The organism is Nitratireductor basaltis, from assembly GCF_000733725.1.
Taxonomy (GTDB): domain Bacteria; phylum Pseudomonadota; class Alphaproteobacteria; order Rhizobiales; family Rhizobiaceae; genus Chelativorans; species Chelativorans basaltis.
The window spans coordinates 1,692,670-1,713,950 of sequence record NZ_JMQM01000001.1 but is presented as its reverse complement, the minus strand read 5'-3'; the positions used below and the strand labels follow the sequence as shown (position 1 = coordinate 1,713,950).

The window sequence follows — 21,281 nt, the reverse complement described above, 5'->3', positions numbered from 1 at the left end:
CATGACGGTTGAGAACCAGATGCAGGCGCCCGAAACCAAGTCGGGCGACAGCGAGATTGCGGGCGCTTTCGAGGACTTCATGGGCGCCTTCGAGGCGTTCAAGGAAACCAATGACCGCCGGCTGAAGGAGATCGAGAAGCGCTCTGCCGATCCGATTACCGAAGAGAAGGTGGAGCGGATTTCCCGCGCGCTGGACGAACAGAAGAAGGCGCTCGACACGCTGACGCTGAAAAGGGCGCGACCGGCACTGGCGCGCGACGGTGGAAGCGTGCAGTCTCTGGAGCACAAGGCGGCTTTCGAAGCCTATGTGCGCTCGGGTGATGAACGCAGCCTGCGCGAGATGGAAGCCAAGGCCATGTCCTATGCGTCCGCACAGGATGGCGGTTATCTGGTGCCCGAAGAGACGGAAGCGGCCATTGGCAAGCGCCTTGCCGCACTTTCGCCGATCCGCTCGATTGCAAGCGTGCGGCAGGTCTCCTCTGCAGTGCTGAAGAAGCCGTTTGCGATTACCGGGCCGGCAACGGGATGGGTGGGCGAGACGGCTGCACGGCCTGAAACTGCGGCAGGCACGCTTGACGAGTTGCAGTTCCCGACCGCCGAGCTCTACGCCATGCCGGCTGCGACCGCGGCACTCCTGGAAGACAGCGTGGTCGATCTCGACCAGTGGATTGCCTCGGAGATAGAGACCGCCTTTGCCGAGCAGGAGGGCGCGGCCTTTGTCAATGGCGATGGCGTGAACAAGCCGAAGGGTTTCCTGAACTACGGCCAGATGCAGGATGATGGCTGGCAGTGGGGTTCGATCGGCTATCGCGCCACCGGTGTCGATGGTGGTCTTCCCGATACCGATCCGTCCGATGCGCTGGTGGATCTCGTCTATTCGCTGAAATCCGGCTACCGCCAGAGTGCGAACTGGGTGATGAACCGCAAGACGCAGGCAGCGCTTCGCAAGATCAAGGACGCTGACGGCAACTATATGTGGCAGCCACCCGCGACGCCCGGCAGCCGTGCCATGCTGATGGGCTTCCCCGTGGTGGAAGCCGAGGACATGCCCGACATCGAAAGCGCCTCAACGCCAATCGCATTCGGTGACTTCGGCAGGGGCTATCTCGTGGTGGACCGCACGGGCGTGCGGGTGCTGCGCGATCCCTATTCCGCCAAGCCCTATGTCCTCTTCTACACGACCAAGCGCGTGGGCGGCGGCGTGCAGGACTTCGAGGCGATCAAGCTGATGAAGTGCTAGGTCAGCTAGGCCAGGAAGGTAACAGAAATCCACAAGCGGCTCCGAATTTCGGGGCCGCTTTTCTTTTGGCCACCTGACAGGAAAAGGAGAGCGCATGACATTGTTCAGGACCGTGGCACCGGCAGTGGAGCCGGTGACGCTGAGCGAGGCGCGGGCGCATATGCGCCTGGACCACGACAGCGAAGGCGATCTGATCGCAGGTCTTATCCGCGCGGCGCGTGAGGAGGTGGAGCGGTCGACCGGTCTGGCGCTGATCGAACAAAGCTGGCGGTTGGTGCTGGATGCGTGGCCGCAGGACGAGCCGGTTCTGCTGAAAAAGGGCCCGGTGCGCGCCATCCATGGTGTGACTGTGTATGGCCGGGAAGGCGAGGCGCAGGCGATGGCGGTCGAAAAACTGGTGGCCGATACCAATTCAACGCCTGCGCGGCTTTTCCTTACGAAGCGTCCGAAGCCGGACGTGATGATCAATGGCATCGAAATCGACTTCTCAGCCGGTTTCGGCGAGAGCGGGGCGGATGTGCCGGATCTGTTGAAGCGCGCGATCCTGCTTCTGGTGGCGCACTGGTACGAGTTTCGCGGGGCCGTCAGAGCTGACCAGCAGCCGGTATCGCTGCCTGACAGCTACAGGCAGTTGATCGCCAGCTTTCGCGAGGTGCGGCTATGAATGGCCTGACCTTTCTTGATCCCGGCATGTTGCGTCACGAGATGATGCTGCAGGAGGCGGTGGCCATTCCCGATGGCACTGGCGGGCATGATGAGGAATGGCGCGAGGTCGCCGTTGTCTTCGCCCTGATCGAACCCATCAGAGGCAACTCGTTCTTTGCAGCAGGCCAGCGCCATGAGGCTGTGACGCACAAGGTGACGCTGCGCCATCGCGATGACGTGAAAAGCGGCATGCGCTTCCTGCGGCTGGGCCGCGCGCTGATGATCACTGATCTGCATGATCCCGATGAGAGCGGGCGTTATCTCGTGGCCAATGTGCGGGAGGAGGTGCGATGAAGCTGGCGGTCAAGCCCAGGGCGGATGCACTTTTGCGCAGCCTGCGTCGTCTCCTCCACAGCCTTGCCGAAGAGGTTGAAACGCACAGAACCGCACCAGAAGAGCAGGAGCCGCGCGATGGCAAGCCCGTTGCTTGAGCTGCAAGGTGCGGTCTTCTCAGCGCTTTCGCAGGATGCGCAGCTGACGGGTCTGATCGGGCCGGGAAAGCTGCATGACCTGACGCCCGCAGAATTGGCTTTTCCCTATATCACCTTCGGTCGCGTGACGCGCCATGACTGGGGTACGGCAAGTGAAGAAGGGGCGGAGATACTCTTCAGCCTGCATGTCTGGTCACGCAAGCGTGGCAAGGCGGAAGCACTGGAGGTCATGGAGCGCGTGACAGCAATTCTCCACGACCGGCCATTGGCGCTGGCGGAACACCACCTGATCAATCTGCGGGTGGAGCAGGAGGCGCTGAGCTTCAATGCCGACCTGGACGCTTTTCACGGCAGCTTGCGCCTGCGCGCCGTGGTCGAGATCGCCGCTGGCTGAGCGGCCGAATATCATTTCATCTAAGGAGAGACCCAATGGTCGCGGTGAAGGGCAAGGACCTGATCCTGAAGCTCGACGAGGACGGGCTTGGCAATTTCACGAGCGTGGCAGGCATGCGCGCGCGCCGCATCGCGTTCAACGCGGAAACGGTGGATGTGACGGATGCGGATTCGGTCGGGCGCTGGCGCGAGCTTCTGGCGGGAAGCGGTGTGCAGCGGGCTTCGATCAACGGATCGGGCATCTTCAAGGATGCCGCATCGGACGCAGCCGTGCGCGCCCGCTTCTTTGCGGGCGAAATCGCACAGTGGCAGTTCGGGATACCCGGCTTTGGCACGGTGTCGGGGCCTTTCCAGGTGACGGCTTTGGAATATGCAGGAAACCACGACGGCGAGGTGAGCTTCGAGATGGCGCTCGAGTCTGCAGGCCCGGTCAGCTTCACGAGCGTCCCATGATGGTCAACCGACAGCGTGGTGAGGTGGCCGCAACACTGAATGGCCGTGAGATGCGGCTGTGCCTGACGCTGGGCGCGCTGGCGGAACTGGAAGAGGCGCTTGGGGCAGATGATCTGGGGCAGCTCGTCGCGAAATTCTCCGCCGGTCACATGAAGACGGACGAACTGACCGCCGTCATAGCCGCCGGACTGCGCGGTGCGGGCAATGACGTCTCGATGGACGAGGTGCGGAAGATGCAGTGCGAGGGTGGTGTGGGCGGCATGGTGAAGCTCGCTGCGGACCTGCTCGCCGCCACCTTCGGCACCGGAGCGGATGCTGCTTGATGGAGGAGGGCAAGCGGGACAAAGGCCTGTTGCCTTGGCGCGCGCTGATGCGTTTCGGGATGGGCGTTTTGCGCCTTCCACCGGATACATTCTGGGCGCTGAGCCTGCCTGAACTGGCGGTGATATTGGCACCGTTCGCAGGCCCGACCGAGCGGCCGGACCGCGCCAGGCTGCATGAGCTGATGCGGCAGTTTCCCGATCAAATGGACAAGGAGAAGCGCGATGGCTGAAGCCGTGCGGGTGCCGATCATTGCGGAGACGAAGCCATTCGAGGATGCGCTCGAGAATCTGAGGAACCTTTCGGCCAGCTTCGGGGCAGAACTGACCGGAGCGCTGAAAGGTGCGGCGGTGAGCGGGCGCAATCTGGATGATGTGTTGCGGCGCGTGGGCATGAATCTTGCCGGGCGCGCGCTGAATGCAGGCCTTCAGCCACTGCAGGGGCTCGTCTCCGCATTTGCAGGGCAGATGACCGGCGCGTTGGGCAGCATCATCCCCTTTGCGAAAGGTGGTGTCGTGAATGCGCCGACCTTCTTCCCGCATGGCGGCGGGATGGGTGTGATGGGCGAGGCTGGTGCGGAAGCCGTGCTTCCGCTGGCGCGGGGGCCGGATGGTCGGCTCGGTGTCGCGCAGGGCGGCGGGGGTGGCGGCATCAAGATCACCTTCAATGTCACGACGCCAGACGCGCAGTCCTTTGCAAAGTCCGAGGGACAGATTTCGACCATGCTCGCACGGGCGGTTGCCCGCGGCGCGCGCTTTGGCTGAGGTGGATGATGCAGGCCTTTCACGATGTAAGCTTTCCGCTTTCGATTGCCTTTGGCGCAAGCGGTGGTCCGGAGCGGCGCAACGAGATCATCCAGTTGAGTTCCGGTGCCGAGAAACGCAACGCCCGGATGGCCTATTCGCGCAGGCGCTATGATGCTGGCGCGGGAATTCGTTCGTTGGATGATCTTTATGAGGTGATGGCGTTTTTCGAGGCCAGGCGCGGCTCGCTCCATGCGTTTCGCTTTCGCGATCCATTCGACATGAAGTCCTGCTCACGGGGGGCAACGCCGGCATCCTCCGACCAAGTGATCGGAACGGGTGACGGCAGCAAGAGACGGTTTCGGCTTCGCAAGACTTATGGCGAAGGTGCGGACGCCTACATGCGGGAGATTACCCACCCGTTGGCGAGCAGCGTGCGGGTGGCGGTAGACGGAAGCGAGATCCAGCCTTCTGCGGGCTTTTCGGTTGATCCAGCGACGGGCGAGGTGGTTTTCGCCAGCCACGCCGTTCCCGCCAATGGTGCGGTGGTTACGGCAGGCTACGTCTTCGACGTGCCGGTGCGTTTCGACACGGACCAGTTGAATGCCAGCATCACAAGCTTCAGGGCAGGGCAGATCCCATCAATTCCGATGGTGGAGGTGCGCTCATGAGTGGGTTTGAGGCGCATCTGGCGGCAGATGTGACGACATTGTGCCATTGCTGGCGGCTGAACCTGCGCGATGGCACAGTGCTGGGATTTACGGATCACGACCGCACGCTGGAGTTCAATGGCACCACATTTGCACCCGAAAGCGGGCTGAGTGCAAGTGAAGCGCGCTCAAGCCTCGGCCTGACCAGCGATGTCGTTGATGTGACGGGAGCACTGAGTGCGGTAGATATCACGGAAGCCGATATTGTTGCCGGGCGCTATGATGGCGCTGATGTAGAAACCTATCTTGTGAATTGGCAGGCAGCCGATGAACATCGGCTTCTGAGAAAGGCCGTAATCGGGCGGATCACGCGCAAGGACGGTCAATTTACTGCCGAACTGGAAGGGCTTCAGGCCAAGCTTGATGAGACTGCCGGACGTACCGTGCGCCGGTCATGCGACGCGGAACTGGGTGACGCCCGCTGCCGCTTCGCACTCGGTGCGAGCCACAAGGCGAGTGGCACGCTTGTGGAGATGAAGGGCGATACGGCAATTGTCTCTTCACTCGGCAGCCACGCGGATGGATGGTTCACCGGCGGGATCGTGACCTGGACAAGTGGTGCGGCTGCCGGACGGCGCGAACGTGTGGAACTGCACCGCAGAAACGGCAGCCGATCCGAGTTGAAGCTCTGGCGGGAGACCGCAGCGCCTGTGGCGGGTGGTGATACCTTCACGGTCGTGGCGGGGTGCGACAAGAGCTTTTCGACCTGCCGCGACAAGTTCTCCAACGTCAAGAACTTCCAGGGTTTTCCGCATCTGCCGGGGAATGATGCCGCATATGGCTATGCCACCGAAAGTCAGGAGCACGACGGCAGGCCATTGGTGCCATGAACACACTCTGCAGCGAGGAAAAACGACGGGCTGTCTGCCGGGCAGCGATGTCGTGGCTCGAAACACCCTATCGCCATCAGGCCAGCCGGAAAGGCGTGGGCTGCGACTGCCTCGGGCTGGTTCGCGGTGTGTGGCGCGAGGTGGTAGGCGCGGAGCCGGAAAGTGCAGGCGCCTATGCGATGGATTGGGCGGACGCTGCCGAAGGCGAGCGGCTTCTGGAAGCAGCGCACAGGCATTTTTGCCCTGTCGAGGATAACCCGACCGCAGGGCAACTCATCCTGTTCCGCTGGCGGGCGCATCTGCCGGCCAAACATGCCGGGATCATGGTCGGCGATGGAAGCTTCATTCATGCCTATGAACGCGCCGGTGTCGTGATCTCCAGCCTCGTGCCGCAATGGCGCCGGCGGATTGCCGGGGTCTTCGATTTCCCAACAGGCGGATAATCTGAAATGGCAGTGATAGTCTTGCAGGCCGCCGGGGCGTTTCTCGGGGGCATTTTCGGTTCTGCCGGTGCCGCGATCGGATCGGCAGCCGGTGCGCTTGCCGGTTATGCGATCGACCGCTCGCTCATCGAGAGCACAAAGCATTATGAAGGTCCGAAGCTGGGCGCCGCGCGACCCTTCAGTGCAGAAGAGGGAGCGCCGCTGCCGCGCGTCTACGGCACGGCCAGGATTGGCGGCACCTTGATATGGGCCACGCGCTTCGAGGAGACGGCAACCACCACACGCCAGGGTTCGAAAGGTGGCGGACCGAAGACGACAACATATTCCTATTTCGCCAATGTCGCCTTTGCCCTTTGCGAGGGAGAAATCGCAGGCATCAGGCGCATCTGGGCCGATGGTCGCGAACTCGATCGCGACAAGGTGGAGATGCGCGTCTATCGCGGAACCCCGAGCCAGCAGCCCGACCCGCTGATTGAGGCAAAGCAGGGCAGCGGGAACGCACCCGCCTATCGCGGCACCGCCTACGTGGTTTTCGAGCGCCTGCCCATCGACGAATATGGCAATCGCATTCCCCAGATGCATTTCGAGGTGATGCGACCGGCAAGTCCGCTGAACAGGCAGATCAGGTCCGTGGCGCTCATCCCGGGATCGACGGAATACGGACTTTCACCCGAGCCGGTGACGCGCCAGGTCGCGCCCGGTGAGGTGCAGGCAGTCAACCGGCACGTGACGACGGCACCGAGCGATCTGGAAGCTTCGCTCGACGAATTGCAGGCGCTTTTTCCCAATATCGAAACCGTATCGGTGGTGGTCAGCTGGTTTGGCGACGACTTGCGTGCAGGACATTGCACCATCCGCCCGAAGGTGGTCACAGCCGGGACCGAGACGCATTCCATGGCCTGGCGCGTCTCCAATGTGATCCGCGAGGAGGCGCAGGCGGTATCGCGGGTGGGTGGCAAGGCTGCCTTTGGCGGCACGCCCACGGATAAGAGCGTGATCGCGGCGATCCGCGCCATACGGGGGCGAGGCCTGAAGGTGGCGCTCTATCCGTTCGTGATGATGGATGTGCCGCCGGGCAATGCCTTGCCTGATCCCTATTCGGCCGGTCATCAGCCGTCATTCCCCTGGCGCGGACGCATCACTTGCCACCCAGCAGCCGGGCAAACCGCAAGCGCGGACAGGTCAGATGTTGCGCGCGCGCAGGTGTCGAATTTCTGTGGTGATGCGGGGCGATACGACTTCACAGCCGCAGGCGATATAGTCGCCTTCGGTGGCGATGCCAATGACTGGGGTTATCGACGCTTCCTGCTGCACTATGCGCATCTGGCGAAGGTTGCAGGCGGCGTGGACGGGTTCCTGATCGGGTCGGAATTGCGCGGATTGACGACCATCCGCGATGGCGCGCGAAAATTCCCCTTCGTGGAAGCGCTCGTGGAACTGGTCGAGGATGTCCGTGCCATTCTCGGCAATGCGGTCACATTGACCTATGGCGCGGATTGGAGCGAGTATTTCGGCTATCAGCCATCCGATGGTTCGGGAGATCTTTACTTTCACCTTGATCCACTTTGGGCGCATCCGACGATCAATGCCGTCGGTATCGACAACTACATGCCTTTGGCCGACTGGCGCGACACGGACGTGGCGGAAGGCAATCCGGATGGCTTCGTGCATGCTTATGACGTCGCCGCCATGCAGCGCGCCATCACATCGGGCGAGGGATTTGACTGGTATTACCGGGGTACGGCGGAGCGGGAACGCCGCGAACGCAGCCCGATTTCCGATGGGGCCTACGGCAAACACTGGGTCTGGCGCTACAAGGATCTGAAAGGCTGGTGGTCCAACCCGCATTATGAGCGCATCGGCGGAATTGAAAGATCAGAACCGACGGCTTGGGTGCCGCGGTCAAAGCCGTTTCATTTTACCGAACTTGGTTGTGCGGCCGTGGACAAGGGGCCAAACCAGCCCAACATGTTCCCCGACCCGAAATCGGCGGAAAACGGCTTGCCCCATTTCTCCAGTGGTGGGCGCAACGATTTGGCGCAGGCCAGTTTCCTGCGGGCTCATTTCGAGCATTGGCTGAATGGAGGCGCTGATGCCAATCCGGTTTCGCCCGTCTATGGTGGCGAAATGGTCGATCCGGCATCGATCAGCATATGGGCCTGGGATGCCCGGCCCTATCCCGCATTCCCGCTCTATCGGGACGTGTGGGGGGATGGTGACAACTGGGCCACCGGCCACTGGCTGACCGGCCGTCAGGCTGGCTCCACCCTGCAGGCGGTCGTGGACGGAGTGCTGGCCGACTATGCGTTTTCAGGCGCGGATACTGCCAGGCTGAGCGGACAGGTCAGTGGCTATGTAATAGCCAATCCGACGACCGCTCGCGAGGCGTTGGAGCCTTTGGTGGCGCTGCACGGCATCGACGTGTTTGAACGCGAGGGTCGTCTGATATTCACGCAGACCAGCCAAAGCGCGCAGGCAGCCAGGAAGATCAAGGCACTGGTGCTGAGCGACGAGGGTATCATTGAACGCCGTCGCGAACCGGAGCATGCGCTGCCGGAGCGTGCCGAACTGAATTATCGCGACGCCCTGAATGAGCATCAATCCGCCGCAGCGACTGCTAATCATGTCGGTGTGAAAGGCAACGGTACGCGCTATCTCTCCTTTCCCGGTGTCCTGGATGCGGGCGAGGCGCAGGTTCTGACCCGCGATTGGATAAAGAGGGTCTGGCAGGGGCGTGAGACGGTACGTCTCGCAGTTCCCGCAAGCGATCGCAGTTTCGATGTCGGCGACATTGTCAGTATCGATGAAATGGGAGCGGAATACCTCGTAAGCGAAGTGGACGAGGGGATCGTGCGTCAACTGCAGGCGCGACGAATGTCACGTGTTGCGCGGGCAGCACCTGTTGTCCAACTGCCTGAGCGAAGCACGCCCGAAGGCCTCGTTGCAGGTCCTCCCCATATCCTGTTCATCGATCTGCCGATGCTGGGGCGCGCGGCAGAGGCTTCCGAGAGATTCCAGGTGGCCGTTCGTGCGCGGCCCTGGCGCAGTCAGGTGCTGCTTGCCTCACCCGAAGACAGCGGATTTGAGCTGCGGCGGGTTGTCGAGAAGCGTGCGACAACGGGGACATTGCTGCAGCCATTGTCGGCCGGTCGGGTAGAAGGTCGATTTGATGCGGCAAGTCGGCTCGTTCTGCTGCTTCTGGACGGGGAACTGGCGAGCGTTTCCAAGGCACGCCTCCTTAATGGCGCCAATGCCGCCGCTGTACGTTCAGGCAATGGTGCCTGGGAGGTTTTACAGTTCGCCAACGCCGAAGAAGTGGAGCCGAATGTCTGGGTTCTGCAAAGCTTGTTGCGCGGACAGGGCGGAACGACAGACGCCATGAAAGCCGGCGCGCCCACTGGCGCGGACTTTGCTTTGCTGGACGATGCAGTGGTGCCGGCCGGTCTCTCCCATGACGAGGTGGGGTTGCAGCTGAACTGGAAGGTCGGCCCTGCGGGTCAGGATCTTTCATCCACGCATTTCGTAACGCGATCACTGATCGGCGGGATGAGGGCGCATTTGCCATTGGCACCGGTGCATCTTCGTTCAAGGCGCGCGGCCCAGGGGTTGAAGGTGAGTTGGGTGCGACGCGGACGCATCGACGCCGACAGCTGGCTCGCCGAGGATGTTCCGCTTGGCGAAACCCAGGAGCTCTACCGGGTAGAGATTGCTGCAACCGATGGCGCGATCAAACGCAGCGTCAGCCGGAACGAGCCAAACTTTCACTACGATGAGAGCCTGATTGCACAAGACTTCGCGGCTGGAGAAACCGAGTTCGATCTGGCCGTGTGTCAAGTGGGATCCATCGGTCCGGGCCTTGTCGCGAAGGCACGTTTCCCCCTCCCGTGATCCAAGAAGGAGACACGCATGAATGAGCATAAACCCTGGTATCTCTCGCGCACGATCTGGGCCTCGATCGTGACAATCGTCGCCGGTGCTGGAGGATTGGCCGGGCTGCCGGTGGAGCAGGTCGACAAGATCGCCACCACGGAATATCTGCTGCAGATCGTGACCGCACTGTCAGGCATTGCAGCCCTGCTTGGCCGGGTACGGGCCACCGCGCGACTGATCTAGAGCAATACCGCGCCTGCTGCACTCAAAGCGGGGCAGGCGCGGCCTGATTGTTCATTTCCCGTTCAGCGAAACTGGGCTAGTAAAAGGTTATGAAACGCAACAGCCTCACCATATTCGCCTTCGCGCTGACAGCCGCTGTGTCTGGGCTGGAGGCTGCACCATCCCAGGCCAATCCCCTGGCGGGTGAGGCTCCCCTTCTGATTGCGCAGAATGACTGCTATGCCATTGGCCAGAGAATTGCCGGTGAGAATGGCGGCACACTGGCCAAGGCAACGCCCGAAACGCGTGGTGGCCGGACAGTGTGCCGAATCGTGATAGTGGTTCCCGGGCAAGACGGTGGCCGTCCGCGACGGATGGAATTCGACGTCAACGCCTGATGGCGAAGCCGCACCATCGCTCTACCTGAACCGACTTTCAACAAGGCTGTGAGTGTATGCGCATACTGGTTGTTGAAGACGACAAGGACCTGAACCGGCAGCTTTGCGACGCGCTGTCGGATGCGGGCTATGTGGTGGACGCTGCCCATGATGGCGAAGAGGGGCATTTCCTCGGCGATACCGAACCCTATGATGCCGTTGTGCTTGACGTTGGCCTGCCGCAGATGGATGGCATCTCCATTCTGGAGCGCTGGCGCCGGGACGACCGGAAGATGCCGGTCCTCATTCTTACCGCGCGGGACCGCTGGAGCGACAAGGTATCAGGCATAGATGCCGGCGCCGACGACTACGTCACCAAGCCGTTTCATATGGAAGAAGTTCTGGCGCGCTTGCGCGCATTGATCCGGCGCGCTGCCGGACATGCCTCGTCCGAGCTCTTCTGCGGTCCCTTGCGCGTGGACACCAAGGCCTCCAAGGCAGACGTCAACGGAGTTCCGCTGAAACTGACGTCGCACGAATATCGGATGCTCGCCTATCTTCTGCATCACAAGGGATCGGTGGTGTCCAGAACGGAACTGGTCGAGCATCTTTATGATCAGGATTTCGACCGCGATTCCAATACGATCGAAGTCTTTGTCGGGCGTCTGCGCAAGAAGCTGGGTGTGGACGTGATCGAGACCGTGCGCGGCATGGGCTATCGTATGCGCGAGCCCGATGCCTGAGACGCGCACGCGCTGGCGTCGCTTCTGCGACTGGTGCACAAAGGCACGACGGTCGCTCTCTTTCCGTGTGATCGCCTTCTCGTCAATCTGGGCGATTATCGCGCTTCTGGTCATCGCAACGGTCATTTCAACGCTTTTCCGCCAGGTAAGCCAGCGCGGCTTCGACACCGTCTTGTCGGCGCATCTGTTCAATCTCATCGCTTCGGTGAGCGCCTCGGACCGGGGTGAGTTGGTCGGCGTGCCAAATCTTGGCGATCTGCGTTTCTCGCGACCGAATTCCGGCTGGTACTGGTCCGTGGAACCTGTCAGCGACACACTTTCAAGGCCGTTGCGCTCTGCATCTCTTACCGGTCCTGTTCCCGTTCCTTCCTCAGATGAAGTGCCTTTCGACGATACCTATCAGCGCGCCTATCTGACGACCGGGCCTGCAGATCACGAGATCCAGGTCCTGGAAGCCGAAATCGTGCTGGGTGAGGGGGACCGCATCGCCCGTTTCCGTGTGATGGGCAATGTCAGCGAGCTGGAAAGCGAGATTAGCCGGTTCTCGCGTCGGCTGATGAGTTATCTCGGATTGTTCGGCCTCGGAATGGTCGGCATCAATGTGCTGGCGATCTTGTTGGCGCTCGGCCCTTTGGGCAATATTCGCGGCGCATTGGCGAAGATCCGCGAGGGGCAGGCTGAAAAGCTATCCGGGCCTTTCCCGGCGGAAATCGAGCCTCTTGCACATGAAACGAATGCGCTCATTGAAAGCAATCGCAGGATAATTGAACGCTCACGCACTCAGGTGGGCAACCTCGCGCACTCTCTCAAGACACCCCTCGCAGTGGTGACCAACGAGGCGCGTCAACTTGGTGGTGACCGTGGTCGCCTGATCGAAGGTCAGGCAAGCGCGATGCAAAACCAGATCGACCACTATCTCAAGCGTGCCCGTGCAGCTGCACAACAAGGCACCCTCGCACAGCGCACCCAGGTCAATGAAACGCTCAACCGTCTCCTGCGCGCTTTCAGGAAGATCAGTCCTGAAACCCATGTCGATCAGCGAATGCCGGAAGGAGCGGTGATCTTTGCGGGCGAACGGGAGGATTTCGAAGAAATCTGCGGCAATCTGCTCGAGAATGCTGTCAAATGGTCCAGCGGACACATTCGCGTAGAGGTCGTCGAGGCTGGGAGCACGTTTCTTCTCTGCATCGAGGATGATGGACCCGGGATTCCCGAGGAGCAGGCCCGCCAGGCGCTCAAGCGCGGAAGACGGCTGGACGAAAGCAAGCCGGGAACCGGTCTGGGCCTTGCCATCGTCGCTGATCTGGTGGAGGAGTACAAAGGTACCATCGCTCTTGAGCGCTCCCGATTAGGTGGTCTGCGCGCGGTGGTTACACTTCCGGTTGCATGAAATCTTCTGATTGTATTAGACAAATTTCAGCCAAAGATGATTTATAGACGGCCCTGTAGAGTGATGTTGTGCTGGGCTGACGTTTGAATAGGAATTCGGCGCGTGATGAGGACTGGGCTTTTCGCCGTTATTGCCATTCTGCCCCTGTCTGGCTGTGTCTCCGCATTGCCGTCAGGTGGAGCACTGCCGCTCGTTGCGACGCAACAGCAGAAACCGGCAAAAGGCATCGTCGGTGGCGCTCTTCTCATCAACTCTCTTGGCGTCGAATTGAGCCGTCGCGAAGAGTTGGCGGCACTGGAAGCCGAGTACAAGGCGCTTGAGACCGCGCCTGCCGGCGAGCCCGTCGCCTGGCGCGACGAGCGGTCCGGCCGCAGCGGCACCGTGACGGCTGCCCAGCCCTACAGGGTCGGCTCACAGGATTGTCGTCCCTATTCACATCTGGTTGAAGAGGGCGGACGCGCGCGCTCCGTTCGCGGTACGGCCTGCCGCAATCCCGACGGAAGCTGGACCTTGCTCATCTAGATGCCGGGCACGCGCTTTCGCGGCAGGTCATTCCGACGCAGGCGGTTATGCTGGTAAATAGGCCCGTTTCGCATTAAGCGAATGCGATGATGTTCTGGACCATTACAGCGCTGATCACGCTTCTGGCTGCTCTTGCCGTCATGCGCCCGTTTCTGCGTGCGCAGACGCACGAGACCCGCCACGGCGAACACGCGCTCGAAGTGTATCGCGATCAGCTGGAAGAACTCGAACGCGATGTGCAAAGCGGTTTGATCTCCCGTGACGAGGCTATGGAGGCGCGTGCGGAACTGGGACGTCGCATTCTGCAGGTGGATGACGAAGGAACTTCCGCCGGCACACGTCTTGGCAAGGACAGGATTGCGCGAGCCGTGGCGATTGCTGCCGTGCTGTTCGTTCCTGTCGCAAGCTGGGGAATTTATGGCGTCCTCGGCTCGCCTGAAGTGCCCGCGCAGCCCCTATCGGCACGTCAGGATGCAGATCCCTCACAGGCAAGCATTCAGGAGCTTGTCGCGCGCGCCGAGGCGCAGCTTGCCCAGCGGCCCGACGATGTGCGCGGCTGGCAGGCGCTTGCGCCTATCTACGCAAGGCTTGGGCGCTTCGGTGATGCCGCCAATGCCTATCGGCGAATTCTCGCCCTGGAAGGCGAGGACGCAACGATATATGCGCTTCTGGGCGAAGCGCTGGTCGGAGGGGCACAAGGAGTGGTTCAGGCAGAGGCCGAAAAGGCTTTCAGCGCGGCGCTGGAGCTTGATCCGGAAAACCCGCGCGCGCGCTTTTATCTGGCTCTGGCGCTGGCCCAGGAAGGGCGAGAAGAAGAGGCAGGCCAGAGACTTCAGGCGCTGTCGGAGGACCTTCCCGCAGATTCGCCCTGGCTTGCAGCAGCGCGCAGTGCAATGGCTGGACTTACACCCGGTGGCGCGCAGCCTGAAGCAGGTCCGCTCAGAGCCAATGCCGAGCAGCAGGCAATGATCGAATCGATGGTTTCAGGACTCGACCAGAGACTGCGCGAGAACCCCGAAGATCCCGAAGGATGGCAGCGTCTGTTGCGTTCGCTTTCGGTGCTGGGCCGCAAGGAGGCTGCGCAGGATGCACTTGATCGCGCAATCGCCGCATTAGGGCCGGATAGCAAAGATGCACAAAGCATTCGCGACTATGCCGAAACGCTGCCGATCTTCGGTGAAGAGTGAAAGCGCGAACTGCTTGAAAGGAAGGCAAAGGTGACACGCAAGCAGAAACGTCTGTCTGTAATTGGTGCCGGCATGGCCTTCCTGGCGCTTGCTGCCGGTTTGACCTTCTATGCGCTCGGCCAGCAGACATCCTACTTCTACATGCCCGCAGACCTGCTGGCGAAGAAGCTTGGCGACGACGAGCGCATTCGACTGGGCGGTCTGGTTCAGGATGGATCAGTGGTGCGCAACGAAGGCGCTGAAACGCGTTTCGCGGTCAGCGATAGCGAGAATGCCATCAATGTCGTCTATACCGGCATTCTGCCCGACCTGTTTCGCGAAAATCAGGGCGTGGTGACGGAAGGACGCTTTCGGGCCGACGGCGTATTCGTGGCCGACACGGTGCTTGCCAAGCATGACGAGACCTATATGCCCCGTGAGGTGGCTGATAGGCTGAAAGAACAGGGCGTCTGGCAGGAAGAAGAGGGCAACTGATCCCCATGAGCGTCGAACTCGGTCATTTCGCCCTTGTCCTGGCTTTTGCCCTTGCGCTTGTTCAAGCGGTTGTGCCGCTCGTGGGCGCCAAGCTGAACCATGACAAGCTGATGGCCGTCGGCGGACCGGTGGCCCTGACCTCATGTGCGCTTGTGGCGATATCATTCGCAGTGCTTGTGAGCGCCTATGTTCAGTCGGATTTTTCCGTTGCGAATGTCTGGGAAAATTCTCATTCGGCAAAGCCGCTGATCTACAAGATCAGCGGCACCTGGGGAAACCATGAGGGCTCCATGCTGCTCTGGGTCCTGATACTCGTTCTGTTCGGTTCGCTGGTGGCACTCTTCGGCCGTAACCTGCCGGCAAGCCTTCGCGCAAATGTGCTGTCGGTTCAGGGCCTGGTCGCTGCTGCATTTCTGCTTTTCATCCTCGCGACCTCCAACCCCTTTGCCCGGCTCGTACCTGCGCCGATCGAGGGACAGGATCTCAACCCGATACTGCAGGATGTCGGTCTGGCTATCCATCCGCCGCTTCTCTACCTCGGCTATGTCGGATTCTCCATCTCCTTCTCCTTCGCGGTTGCTGCCCTCATCGATGGTCGCATTGATGCGGCATGGGCGCGATGGGTGCGGCCCTGGACGCTGGTCGCCTGGATTTTCCTCACCGGCGGTATCGCGATGGGGTCTTACTGGGCCTATTATGAATTGGGCTGGGGCGGGTTCTGGTTCTGGGATCCGGTGGAGAACGCCTCTTTCCTGCCTTGGCTGTCGGGCACCGCACTCTTGCATTCTGCCATCGTCATGGAGAAGCGTTCCGCGTTGAAGATCTGGACCGTTCTCCTGTCGATCCTCACATTTTCCCTGTCGCTGCTCGGCACCTTCCTGGTGCGTTCAGGCGTTCTCACATCGGTTCATGCCTTCGCCACCGATCCGGCACGCGGCGTATTCATCCTGATGCTGCTGATCCTGTTCATTGGCGGCGCATTGGCACTCTTTGCACTGCGCGCAGGCACGCTGGCACCGGGCGGGCTGTTTCAGCCGATATCCCGTGAAGGCGCGCTTGTCGTGAACAATCTGCTTTTGACGACGGCCGCAGCCACGGTTTTGATCGGCACGCTCTACCCGCTCGCGCTGGAAGCCGTGACGGGGGAGAAGGTCTCGGTTGGCCCACCCTTCTTCAATCTGACATTCCTGCCCCTGATCTTCCCACTCATGATGCTTGTACCGTTCGGTCCGCTGCTGGCCTGGAAACGGGGGGACATCTGGGCGGTGAGCCAGCATCTTTTCGCGGCTTTTACCATAGCGCTTGGATGTGGTGCGGCGGTCCTGCTGTTCATGGACCGCGCCACCCTAGCCGCAGCGCTTGGCATTGCGCTCGGCTTTTGGCTGATTTTCGGCGCGGTCACCGACATTGCCCTGAAGGCAGGCTTGCCCAAAGCCGGTTTTGGCACGGCACTGCAACGCTTGTGGAAACTGCCGCGCTCAATCAAGGGCACGGCTCTGGCCCATGCGGGTCTGGGCGTGATGGCGCTTGGGCTGGTCAGCGTGACGACGCTCGAGATCGAGCGCATCGTGGTTCTGAAACCGGGGGAGACGGTCGAGGTGGGGGACTACCGCCTGCGGCTTGACGGCATCCAACCCTTCACCGGTCCCAATTTTACCGAAGATCAGGCGCGCTTTCGACTGTTCGCAAGCGATGGCACGGCGCGCGGGACGGTCGTTTCCGCCAAGCGCTTCTACGCAGTGCGCGGTGTGCCCACCACCGAAGCCGGAATCAGAACGCTTGGCCTGAGCCAGTTATATGTATCCATCGGCGAGGTCACCGAGGACGGCGGACTGGTGGTGCGCGCCTGGTGGAAGCCGTGGGTGACGCTGATCTGGTTGGGCGCGCTCGTGATGATGATTGGAGGGACACTGTCGCTTCTCGATCGGCGTCTGCGCGTCGGCGCGCCGATGCCGCGACGCAAGGCGCGGCTGGTCGTGGAGTGACAGCATGCCCTGGAAGAAACTTGCCGCAGCGCTGCTCCTCACAATACTGACATTGTCGCCGGCCAATGCCGTCGAACCCGATGAAGTGCTCGAAGATCCGGTTCTGGAACAGCGCGCCCGCGATCTTTCGCTCAATCTGCGCTGCATGGTTTGCCAGAACCAGTCCATAGACGATTCCAATGCCGATCTGGCGCGCGATCTCCGTGTTCTCGTGCGGGAACGCCTCGTTGCTGGAGACACTGACGAAGAAGTGATCGACTATATCGTGGATCGCTACGGCGAGTTCGTTCTTCTCAAGCCGCGCTTTTCATGGGGCAACGCCTTGCTGTGGGGCGCGCCCGCAATCCTGTTGCTCATCGGTCTTTTGCTTGCCTTCACAACGGTGGGAAGCCACCGCAGGCGCAAGGCAGCCAGTCTGAGCGAGGAGGAGGAGCAGCGCTTGGAACGCATTCTCGCAGAGCGGCGGGACAGCTGAAGGCAGCCGTAGATCCCTGTTGTATAACTTTGCTTTTGATGCACCTTGCCTATCTTCTCAGGTGAGGGAGACATTATGGTCGAGAAAACGCAAAAGCTGGAATTCGACGGTCATTCCGGTGCACGGCTTGCCGCCCGTCTCGACCTGCCCAACGGACCGGTGCGCGGATACGCTCTGCTTGTCCACTGCTTTACCTGCTCCAAGGATCTGGTCGGCCTGCGCCGGATAGGTTCTGAACTCGCGCGCGCGGGCATCGCGGTCCTGCGTTTCGACTTCACGGGCCTGGGGTCGAGTGAGGGCGAGTTCGCCTCCACAAATTTCTCCACCAATATCCAGGATATCTATTCCGCCGTTGATTTCATGCGCTCCAATCTCGAAGCGCCGGCCCTGATGATCGGACATTCACTGGGTGGGGCTGCAGTCCTGGCTGCGGCTGGAAAGGTGGAGGAGGTGCAAGCGGTGGTGACATTGGGCGCGCCTTCGGACGCCGACCATGTTCTTGAAAACTTCCACGCGGATATTGGTGAAATCGAGCGCAGCGGCAAGGCGCGGGTTGATCTCCATGGCCGGCATTTCACCATCGAGCGGCAGTTTCTTGATGATGTGCGCGAGCACAAACTGGCAGACGCAATAAAGGATCTGCGCAAGCCGCTCTTGATCATGCATGCGCCCGGCGACGAAATCGTCGGCATCGACAGCGCGACGGCCATATTCACGGCGGCGCGTCATCCGAAAAGCTTCGTTTCGCTCGACAAGGCAGACCACCTTCTGACCGATGAGGCGGATGCGCGGTTTGCAGCAAGCGTCATTGCCGGCTGGGCGTCGCGCTATCTGGCACCGGATCATTCGCAGGCAGAAGAGCCGATCGAGCATGTTCGCGTGTCGGAAACCGGCGTGGGCCAATTCCAGAACGCGGTGCAGGCAGGGCGCCACAGGCTTTTTGCAGACGAACCGGAGGAGATGGGTGGCGACGACACCGGACCTTCCCCTTATGATTTCCTGTCAGCGGCGCTCGGTGCCTGCACCTCCATGACCCTGCGCATCTACGCCCAGCACAAGAAGATTGATCTGGGGCGTGTGAGCGTGGATGTCTCGCATCGCAAGGTTCACCGGAAGGACAGCGGGTCGGACATATCCAATGGGAAGTCCGGGCGGATCGACCAGTTTGACCGTCTGATCAGCGTTGAGGGCGAACTCGATGAAGCCTTGCGTGCGAAAGTCGTCGAGATCGCAAACAAATGCCCGGTGCACAGAACCTTGGAAAACAGCTCCCATGTCCTGACGCGACTGGTTGATGAAGATGAGGAATGACCAGCGGGAGCGCAAACATTACGAAAGTTTCATGCCTCGGAAATGGCGCCGTAATGTGTCGTTACCTATGTATTTCTGCAAGTGAGGCGCTGCGGGTGCTACCTGCTGCCGCCACGATGTGATTTCAGCGAAAGGCAAGAGGAGCCGAACGCGACATGAGCGCAAACAACAATATCAGAAAAACCCGTACCAAACTCGCAGCTGCAGTTGCCTCCCTGGCCGTTGCAGGCTCGCTTGGTTTTGGCGCCGTTACAACCGGTACCGTGCCCGTCCTTGCGGATCCGGTGAAGCTTGATCAGCCAATCCAGGCGCCAAGCTTCGGCGACGTCGTCGAGGTTGTCTCGCCAGCCGTTGTGTCGGTGCGGGTGAAGGGCGAGGTTCGTGAGACCGCCGGCGGTATCGAGCAATTCGGCATGCCCGGCATGGAGAACCTGCCTGAGAACCATCCGCTGCGCCGCTTCTTCGACCGTTTCGGCGAGAGCCCGCGTGAAGAGTTCCGCCAGCGCCGTCCGCGCAATGAGCGCCGCGCAGAACGTCCGATCTCCCAGGGGTCCGGTTTCTTCATCTCGGAAGATGGCTATCTTGTCACCAACCATCACGTGATCCGTGGCGGCAGCGCCTATACGGTTGTGATGGATGACGGCACTGAGATCGATGCCGAACTCGTCGGCAGCGACGAGCGCACCGATCTGGCTGTCCTGAAGGTCGAGGAAGAGCGTGAATTCACCTATGTCGACTTCGCCGATGATGCGAAGGTGCGGGTCGGTGACTGGGTGGTTGCTGTCGGCAACCCCTTCGGTCTTGGCGGTACGGTGACGGCCGGTATTGTCTCCGCACGTGGTCGCGAAATCGGTGCGGGAGTCTATGACGACTTCATCCAGATCGATGCTGCGGTCAACAAGGGCAACTCCGGCGGCCCGGCCTTCAACCTGTCGGGTGAGGTCGTTGGTGTGAATACCGCTATCTTTTCACCGTCGGGCGGTAATGTGGGCATCGCTTTCGCAATTCCTGCATCACTTGCAAAGAACGTCGTCAGCCAGCTCATCGAGAATGGCAGCATCAAGCGCGGCTGGCTGGGCGTGCAGATCCAGCCCGTTACCGAGGAAATCGCTGAATCGCTGGGCCTCGACGAAGCCAAGGGCGCGCTGATCAATGATGCGACTGCCGGTGAACCGGCAGACAAGGCGGGGATCCGCGCTGGTGACGTGGTGATCGCGGTCGAGGGCGAGAATATCGATTCGCCCAAGGATCTTGCCCGCACCATCGGCGACATGAAGCCCAATGCGACAGTCGAGGTCACCTTGTGGCGCAACGGCGAGGCACAGACGATCGATGTCAAGCTGGGTGAGATGACCGAGCAGGAAGAAGTCGCAGCTGCAGAGCCTGAGGAAGACCGGCCGGAAGCAGAGGTCGCCGAGGCGGGTTTTGGCCTTTATCTGGCCCCTGCTGAAGATGGCGACGGCTTGCTCGTCACTGATGTGGAAGCAGGTAGCGAGGCCGAAGACAACGGCATTCTGCCAGGTGACGTGATCCGCTCGGTAAATTCGAAGGAAGTGAAGTCGGTCAAGGCTCTGCGTGATGCCGTGGATGCCGCTTCCGACGACGGTCGCAGCGCAGTATTGCTGCAGGTCGTACGTGAAGGCGCCAACCGCTTTATCGCGCTGCCGATCGGCTAGACCGGCGGCTGGCCTGCCGAACGAACAACAGGCGCCGTGGCAACATGCTGCGGCGCCTTTTTCTCACAAGCCTCTCACGGGGTGGCGGAAGAGGTGTGCTTAATGAAGATTTTGCTAATCGAAGATGACCGCGAGGCGGCCGACTATCTGAAGAAAGCCTTCCTCGAAGCCGGCCATGTTGCCGATATCGCACCCGATGGCGAAACGGGTTTCAACCTCGCCGACACTGGCAGCTATGATGTCTATGTGGTGGACCGCCTGCTTCCCCGTCGCGATGGATTGTCGGTCATCAGCGAGTTGCGCGAGAAGGGTGACACCACGCCCGCACTGGTGCTGTCGGCTTTGGGGGAAGTGGACGACCGTGTGACCGGGCTGCGCGCCGGTGGTGACGACTATCTGACGAAACCCTATGCGTTTTCCGAGCTTCTGGCCCGTGTCGAGGTCCTTCGCCGCCGCATCGGTGCGAAGGATGTCGAGACGCGCTATGTGGTCGGTGATCTGGAACTTGATCGTCTGACACACCAGGTGCGGCGCGCCGGCGAGGAGATCACGCTGCAGCCGCGTGAGTTCAGGCTGCTGGAATATCTGATGCGCAATGCGGGCAAGGTGGTCACGCGCACCATGCTTCTGGAACATGTCTGGGACTACCACTTCGATCCGCAGACCAATGTGATCGATGTCCACATCTCAAGGCTTCGCGGCAAGATAGAGAAGGGCTTCGAAACCCCGGTTCTGCATACCGTGCGCGGTGCGGGTTACATGTTGAGAGCGGACTGAGCC

At 61.0% G+C, this 21,281-nt stretch carries 25 protein-coding genes; all 25 read left to right on the top strand.

What is annotated here, in order from left to right:
• Position 1: 1 nt before the first annotated feature.
• The 25 genes from EL18_RS08295 (at position 2) to EL18_RS08180 (ending at position 21,278) form a co-directional block, all read left to right on the top strand.
• Positions 2 to 1,240, top strand: coding sequence for a phage major capsid protein (locus tag EL18_RS08295; RefSeq protein WP_036481733.1), 1,239 nt, complete (start codon positions 2 to 4; stop codon positions 1,238 to 1,240).
• A gap of 94 nt (positions 1,241 to 1,334) precedes the next feature.
• Complete coding sequence (locus EL18_RS08290) at positions 1,335 to 1,904, top strand: head-tail connector protein (protein WP_036481731.1); 570 nt, start codon at positions 1,335 to 1,337, stop codon at positions 1,902 to 1,904.
• On the top strand, positions 1,901 to 2,239 hold the full coding sequence (locus tag EL18_RS08285; RefSeq protein ID WP_036481729.1) for a phage head closure protein: 339 nt from the start codon (positions 1,901 to 1,903) through the stop codon (positions 2,237 to 2,239). The genes EL18_RS08290 and EL18_RS08285 overlap by 4 nt, the downstream gene beginning before the upstream one ends.
• Positions 2,236 to 2,376, top strand: coding sequence for a hypothetical protein (locus tag EL18_RS17935; RefSeq protein ID WP_161781978.1), 141 nt, complete (start codon positions 2,236 to 2,238; stop codon positions 2,374 to 2,376). The genes EL18_RS08285 and EL18_RS17935 overlap by 4 nt, the downstream gene beginning before the upstream one ends.
• Positions 2,357 to 2,770, top strand: coding sequence for a DUF3168 domain-containing protein (locus EL18_RS08280; protein WP_036481727.1), 414 nt, complete (start codon positions 2,357 to 2,359; stop codon positions 2,768 to 2,770). Before EL18_RS17935 ends, EL18_RS08280 begins: the two co-directional genes overlap by 20 nt.
• Before the next feature lie 35 nt (positions 2,771 to 2,805).
• Entirely contained in the window at positions 2,806 to 3,222 is a 417-nt protein-coding gene (locus EL18_RS08275) for a phage major tail protein, TP901-1 family (protein ID WP_036481725.1), read from the top strand.
• A complete protein-coding gene (locus tag EL18_RS08270) occupies positions 3,219 to 3,545 on the top strand; it encodes a gene transfer agent family protein (RefSeq protein ID WP_036481722.1) in 327 nt (108 codons plus the stop codon). Before EL18_RS08275 ends, EL18_RS08270 begins: the two co-directional genes overlap by 4 nt.
• A complete protein-coding gene (locus EL18_RS08265; RefSeq protein ID WP_036481719.1) occupies positions 3,545 to 3,775 on the top strand; it encodes a rcc01693 family protein in 231 nt (76 codons plus the stop codon). Before EL18_RS08270 ends, EL18_RS08265 begins: the two co-directional genes overlap by 1 nt.
• The gene (locus tag EL18_RS08260; RefSeq protein ID WP_036481716.1) at positions 3,768 to 4,307 is read left to right on the top strand and encodes a phage tail tape measure protein; all 540 of its coding nucleotides are present in this window, start codon (positions 3,768 to 3,770) and stop codon (positions 4,305 to 4,307) included. Before EL18_RS08265 ends, EL18_RS08260 begins: the two co-directional genes overlap by 8 nt.
• A gap of 5 nt (positions 4,308 to 4,312) precedes the next feature.
• On the top strand, positions 4,313 to 4,957 hold the full coding sequence (locus EL18_RS08255; protein WP_036481713.1) for a DUF2460 domain-containing protein: 645 nt from the start codon (positions 4,313 to 4,315) through the stop codon (positions 4,955 to 4,957).
• Entirely contained in the window at positions 4,954 to 5,826 is an 873-nt protein-coding gene (locus EL18_RS08250) for a DUF2163 domain-containing protein (RefSeq protein WP_051913896.1), read from the top strand. Before EL18_RS08255 ends, EL18_RS08250 begins: the two co-directional genes overlap by 4 nt.
• Positions 5,823 to 6,269, top strand: coding sequence for an NlpC/P60 family protein (locus EL18_RS08245; RefSeq protein ID WP_036481710.1), 447 nt, complete (start codon positions 5,823 to 5,825; stop codon positions 6,267 to 6,269). Before EL18_RS08250 ends, EL18_RS08245 begins: the two co-directional genes overlap by 4 nt.
• Positions 6,270 to 6,275: 6 nt before the next feature.
• Positions 6,276 to 10,157, top strand: coding sequence for a baseplate multidomain protein megatron (locus tag EL18_RS08240; protein ID WP_036481707.1), 3,882 nt, complete (start codon positions 6,276 to 6,278; stop codon positions 10,155 to 10,157).
• An 18-nt stretch (positions 10,158 to 10,175) separates the two neighbouring features.
• Entirely contained in the window at positions 10,176 to 10,382 is a 207-nt protein-coding gene (locus EL18_RS08235; protein WP_036481704.1) for a hypothetical protein, read from the top strand.
• Between the two features lie 89 nt (positions 10,383 to 10,471).
• Positions 10,472 to 10,759: a hypothetical protein gene (locus EL18_RS08230; protein ID WP_036481701.1), complete on the top strand. Its 288-nt coding sequence runs from the start codon at positions 10,472 to 10,474 to the stop codon at positions 10,757 to 10,759.
• A gap of 56 nt (positions 10,760 to 10,815) precedes the next feature.
• Entirely contained in the window at positions 10,816 to 11,481 is a 666-nt protein-coding gene (locus EL18_RS08225) for a response regulator transcription factor (protein ID WP_036481699.1), read from the top strand.
• Positions 11,474 to 12,871, top strand: coding sequence for an ATP-binding protein (locus tag EL18_RS08220; protein WP_036481696.1), 1,398 nt, complete (start codon positions 11,474 to 11,476; stop codon positions 12,869 to 12,871). The genes EL18_RS08225 and EL18_RS08220 overlap by 8 nt, the downstream gene beginning before the upstream one ends.
• A gap of 105 nt (positions 12,872 to 12,976) precedes the next feature.
• Positions 12,977 to 13,393 carry a hypothetical protein gene (locus EL18_RS08215; protein WP_036481694.1) on the top strand — a complete coding sequence of 139 codons (417 nt, stop codon included), beginning with the start codon at positions 12,977 to 12,979 and terminating at the stop codon, positions 13,391 to 13,393.
• Positions 13,394 to 13,479: 86 nt separating this feature from the next.
• The gene (gene ccmI, locus EL18_RS08210) at positions 13,480 to 14,580 is read left to right on the top strand and encodes a c-type cytochrome biogenesis protein CcmI (RefSeq protein ID WP_036481692.1); all 1,101 of its coding nucleotides are present in this window, start codon (positions 13,480 to 13,482) and stop codon (positions 14,578 to 14,580) included.
• Positions 14,581 to 14,610: 30 nt separating this feature from the next.
• Positions 14,611 to 15,054, top strand: a complete 444-nt coding sequence (gene ccmE, locus EL18_RS08205) for a cytochrome c maturation protein CcmE (protein ID WP_036481690.1) — start codon at positions 14,611 to 14,613, stop codon at positions 15,052 to 15,054.
• Between the two features lie 5 nt (positions 15,055 to 15,059).
• Entirely contained in the window at positions 15,060 to 17,039 is a 1,980-nt protein-coding gene (locus tag EL18_RS08200) for a heme lyase CcmF/NrfE family subunit (protein WP_036481687.1), read from the top strand.
• A gap of 4 nt (positions 17,040 to 17,043) precedes the next feature.
• On the top strand, positions 17,044 to 17,514 hold the full coding sequence (locus EL18_RS08195) for a cytochrome c-type biogenesis protein (protein WP_036481685.1): 471 nt from the start codon (positions 17,044 to 17,046) through the stop codon (positions 17,512 to 17,514).
• Between the two features lie 75 nt (positions 17,515 to 17,589).
• A complete protein-coding gene (locus tag EL18_RS08190; RefSeq protein ID WP_036481682.1) occupies positions 17,590 to 18,825 on the top strand; it encodes a bifunctional alpha/beta hydrolase/OsmC family protein in 1,236 nt (411 codons plus the stop codon).
• Between the two features lie 155 nt (positions 18,826 to 18,980).
• On the top strand, positions 18,981 to 20,501 hold the full coding sequence (locus EL18_RS08185; protein ID WP_036481679.1) for a Do family serine endopeptidase: 1,521 nt from the start codon (positions 18,981 to 18,983) through the stop codon (positions 20,499 to 20,501).
• A 102-nt stretch (positions 20,502 to 20,603) separates the two neighbouring features.
• Complete coding sequence (locus EL18_RS08180; RefSeq protein ID WP_036481677.1) at positions 20,604 to 21,278, top strand: response regulator transcription factor; 675 nt, start codon at positions 20,604 to 20,606, stop codon at positions 21,276 to 21,278.
• Positions 21,279 to 21,281 lie beyond the last annotated feature (3 nt).

Bases quoted from the DNA above. Each gene is read 5' to 3' on its own strand.
- EL18_RS08225 (WP_036481699.1), top strand. From the start codon at position 10,816: ATGCGCATACTGGTTGTTGAAGACGACAAGGACCTGAACCGGCAGCTT.
- EL18_RS08250 (WP_051913896.1), top strand. From the start codon at position 4,954: ATGAGTGGGTTTGAGGCGCATCTGGCGGCAGATGTGACGACATTGTGC.
- EL18_RS08280 (WP_036481727.1), top strand. From the start codon at position 2,357: ATGGCAAGCCCGTTGCTTGAGCTGCAAGGTGCGGTCTTCTCAGCGCTT.
- EL18_RS08255 (WP_036481713.1), top strand. From the start codon at position 4,313: ATGATGCAGGCCTTTCACGATGTAAGCTTTCCGCTTTCGATTGCCTTT.
- EL18_RS08295 (WP_036481733.1), top strand. From the start codon at position 2: ATGACGGTTGAGAACCAGATGCAGGCGCCCGAAACCAAGTCGGGCGAC.
- EL18_RS08215 (WP_036481694.1), top strand. From the start codon at position 12,977: ATGAGGACTGGGCTTTTCGCCGTTATTGCCATTCTGCCCCTGTCTGGC.
- EL18_RS08180 (WP_036481677.1), top strand. From the start codon at position 20,604: ATGAAGATTTTGCTAATCGAAGATGACCGCGAGGCGGCCGACTATCTG.
- EL18_RS08265 (WP_036481719.1), top strand. From the start codon at position 3,545: ATGGAGGAGGGCAAGCGGGACAAAGGCCTGTTGCCTTGGCGCGCGCTG.
- EL18_RS08190 (WP_036481682.1), top strand. From the start codon at position 17,590: ATGGTCGAGAAAACGCAAAAGCTGGAATTCGACGGTCATTCCGGTGCA.
- EL18_RS08285 (WP_036481729.1), top strand. From the start codon at position 1,901: ATGAATGGCCTGACCTTTCTTGATCCCGGCATGTTGCGTCACGAGATG.
- EL18_RS08260 (WP_036481716.1), top strand. From the start codon at position 3,768: ATGGCTGAAGCCGTGCGGGTGCCGATCATTGCGGAGACGAAGCCATTC.
- EL18_RS08195 (WP_036481685.1), top strand. From the start codon at position 17,044: ATGCCCTGGAAGAAACTTGCCGCAGCGCTGCTCCTCACAATACTGACA.
- EL18_RS08245 (WP_036481710.1), top strand. From the start codon at position 5,823: ATGAACACACTCTGCAGCGAGGAAAAACGACGGGCTGTCTGCCGGGCA.
- EL18_RS08185 (WP_036481679.1), top strand. From the start codon at position 18,981: ATGAGCGCAAACAACAATATCAGAAAAACCCGTACCAAACTCGCAGCT.
- EL18_RS08290 (WP_036481731.1), top strand. From the start codon at position 1,335: ATGACATTGTTCAGGACCGTGGCACCGGCAGTGGAGCCGGTGACGCTG.
- EL18_RS08235 (WP_036481704.1), top strand. From the start codon at position 10,176: ATGAATGAGCATAAACCCTGGTATCTCTCGCGCACGATCTGGGCCTCG.
- EL18_RS08200 (WP_036481687.1), top strand. From the start codon at position 15,060: ATGAGCGTCGAACTCGGTCATTTCGCCCTTGTCCTGGCTTTTGCCCTT.
- EL18_RS17935 (WP_161781978.1), top strand. From the start codon at position 2,236: ATGAAGCTGGCGGTCAAGCCCAGGGCGGATGCACTTTTGCGCAGCCTG.
- EL18_RS08270 (WP_036481722.1), top strand. From the start codon at position 3,219: ATGATGGTCAACCGACAGCGTGGTGAGGTGGCCGCAACACTGAATGGC.
- EL18_RS08220 (WP_036481696.1), top strand. From the start codon at position 11,474: ATGCCTGAGACGCGCACGCGCTGGCGTCGCTTCTGCGACTGGTGCACA.
- EL18_RS08275 (WP_036481725.1), top strand. From the start codon at position 2,806: ATGGTCGCGGTGAAGGGCAAGGACCTGATCCTGAAGCTCGACGAGGAC.
- ccmI (WP_036481692.1), top strand. From the start codon at position 13,480: ATGATGTTCTGGACCATTACAGCGCTGATCACGCTTCTGGCTGCTCTT.
- EL18_RS08240 (WP_036481707.1), top strand. From the start codon at position 6,276: ATGGCAGTGATAGTCTTGCAGGCCGCCGGGGCGTTTCTCGGGGGCATT.
- EL18_RS08230 (WP_036481701.1), top strand. From the start codon at position 10,472: ATGAAACGCAACAGCCTCACCATATTCGCCTTCGCGCTGACAGCCGCT.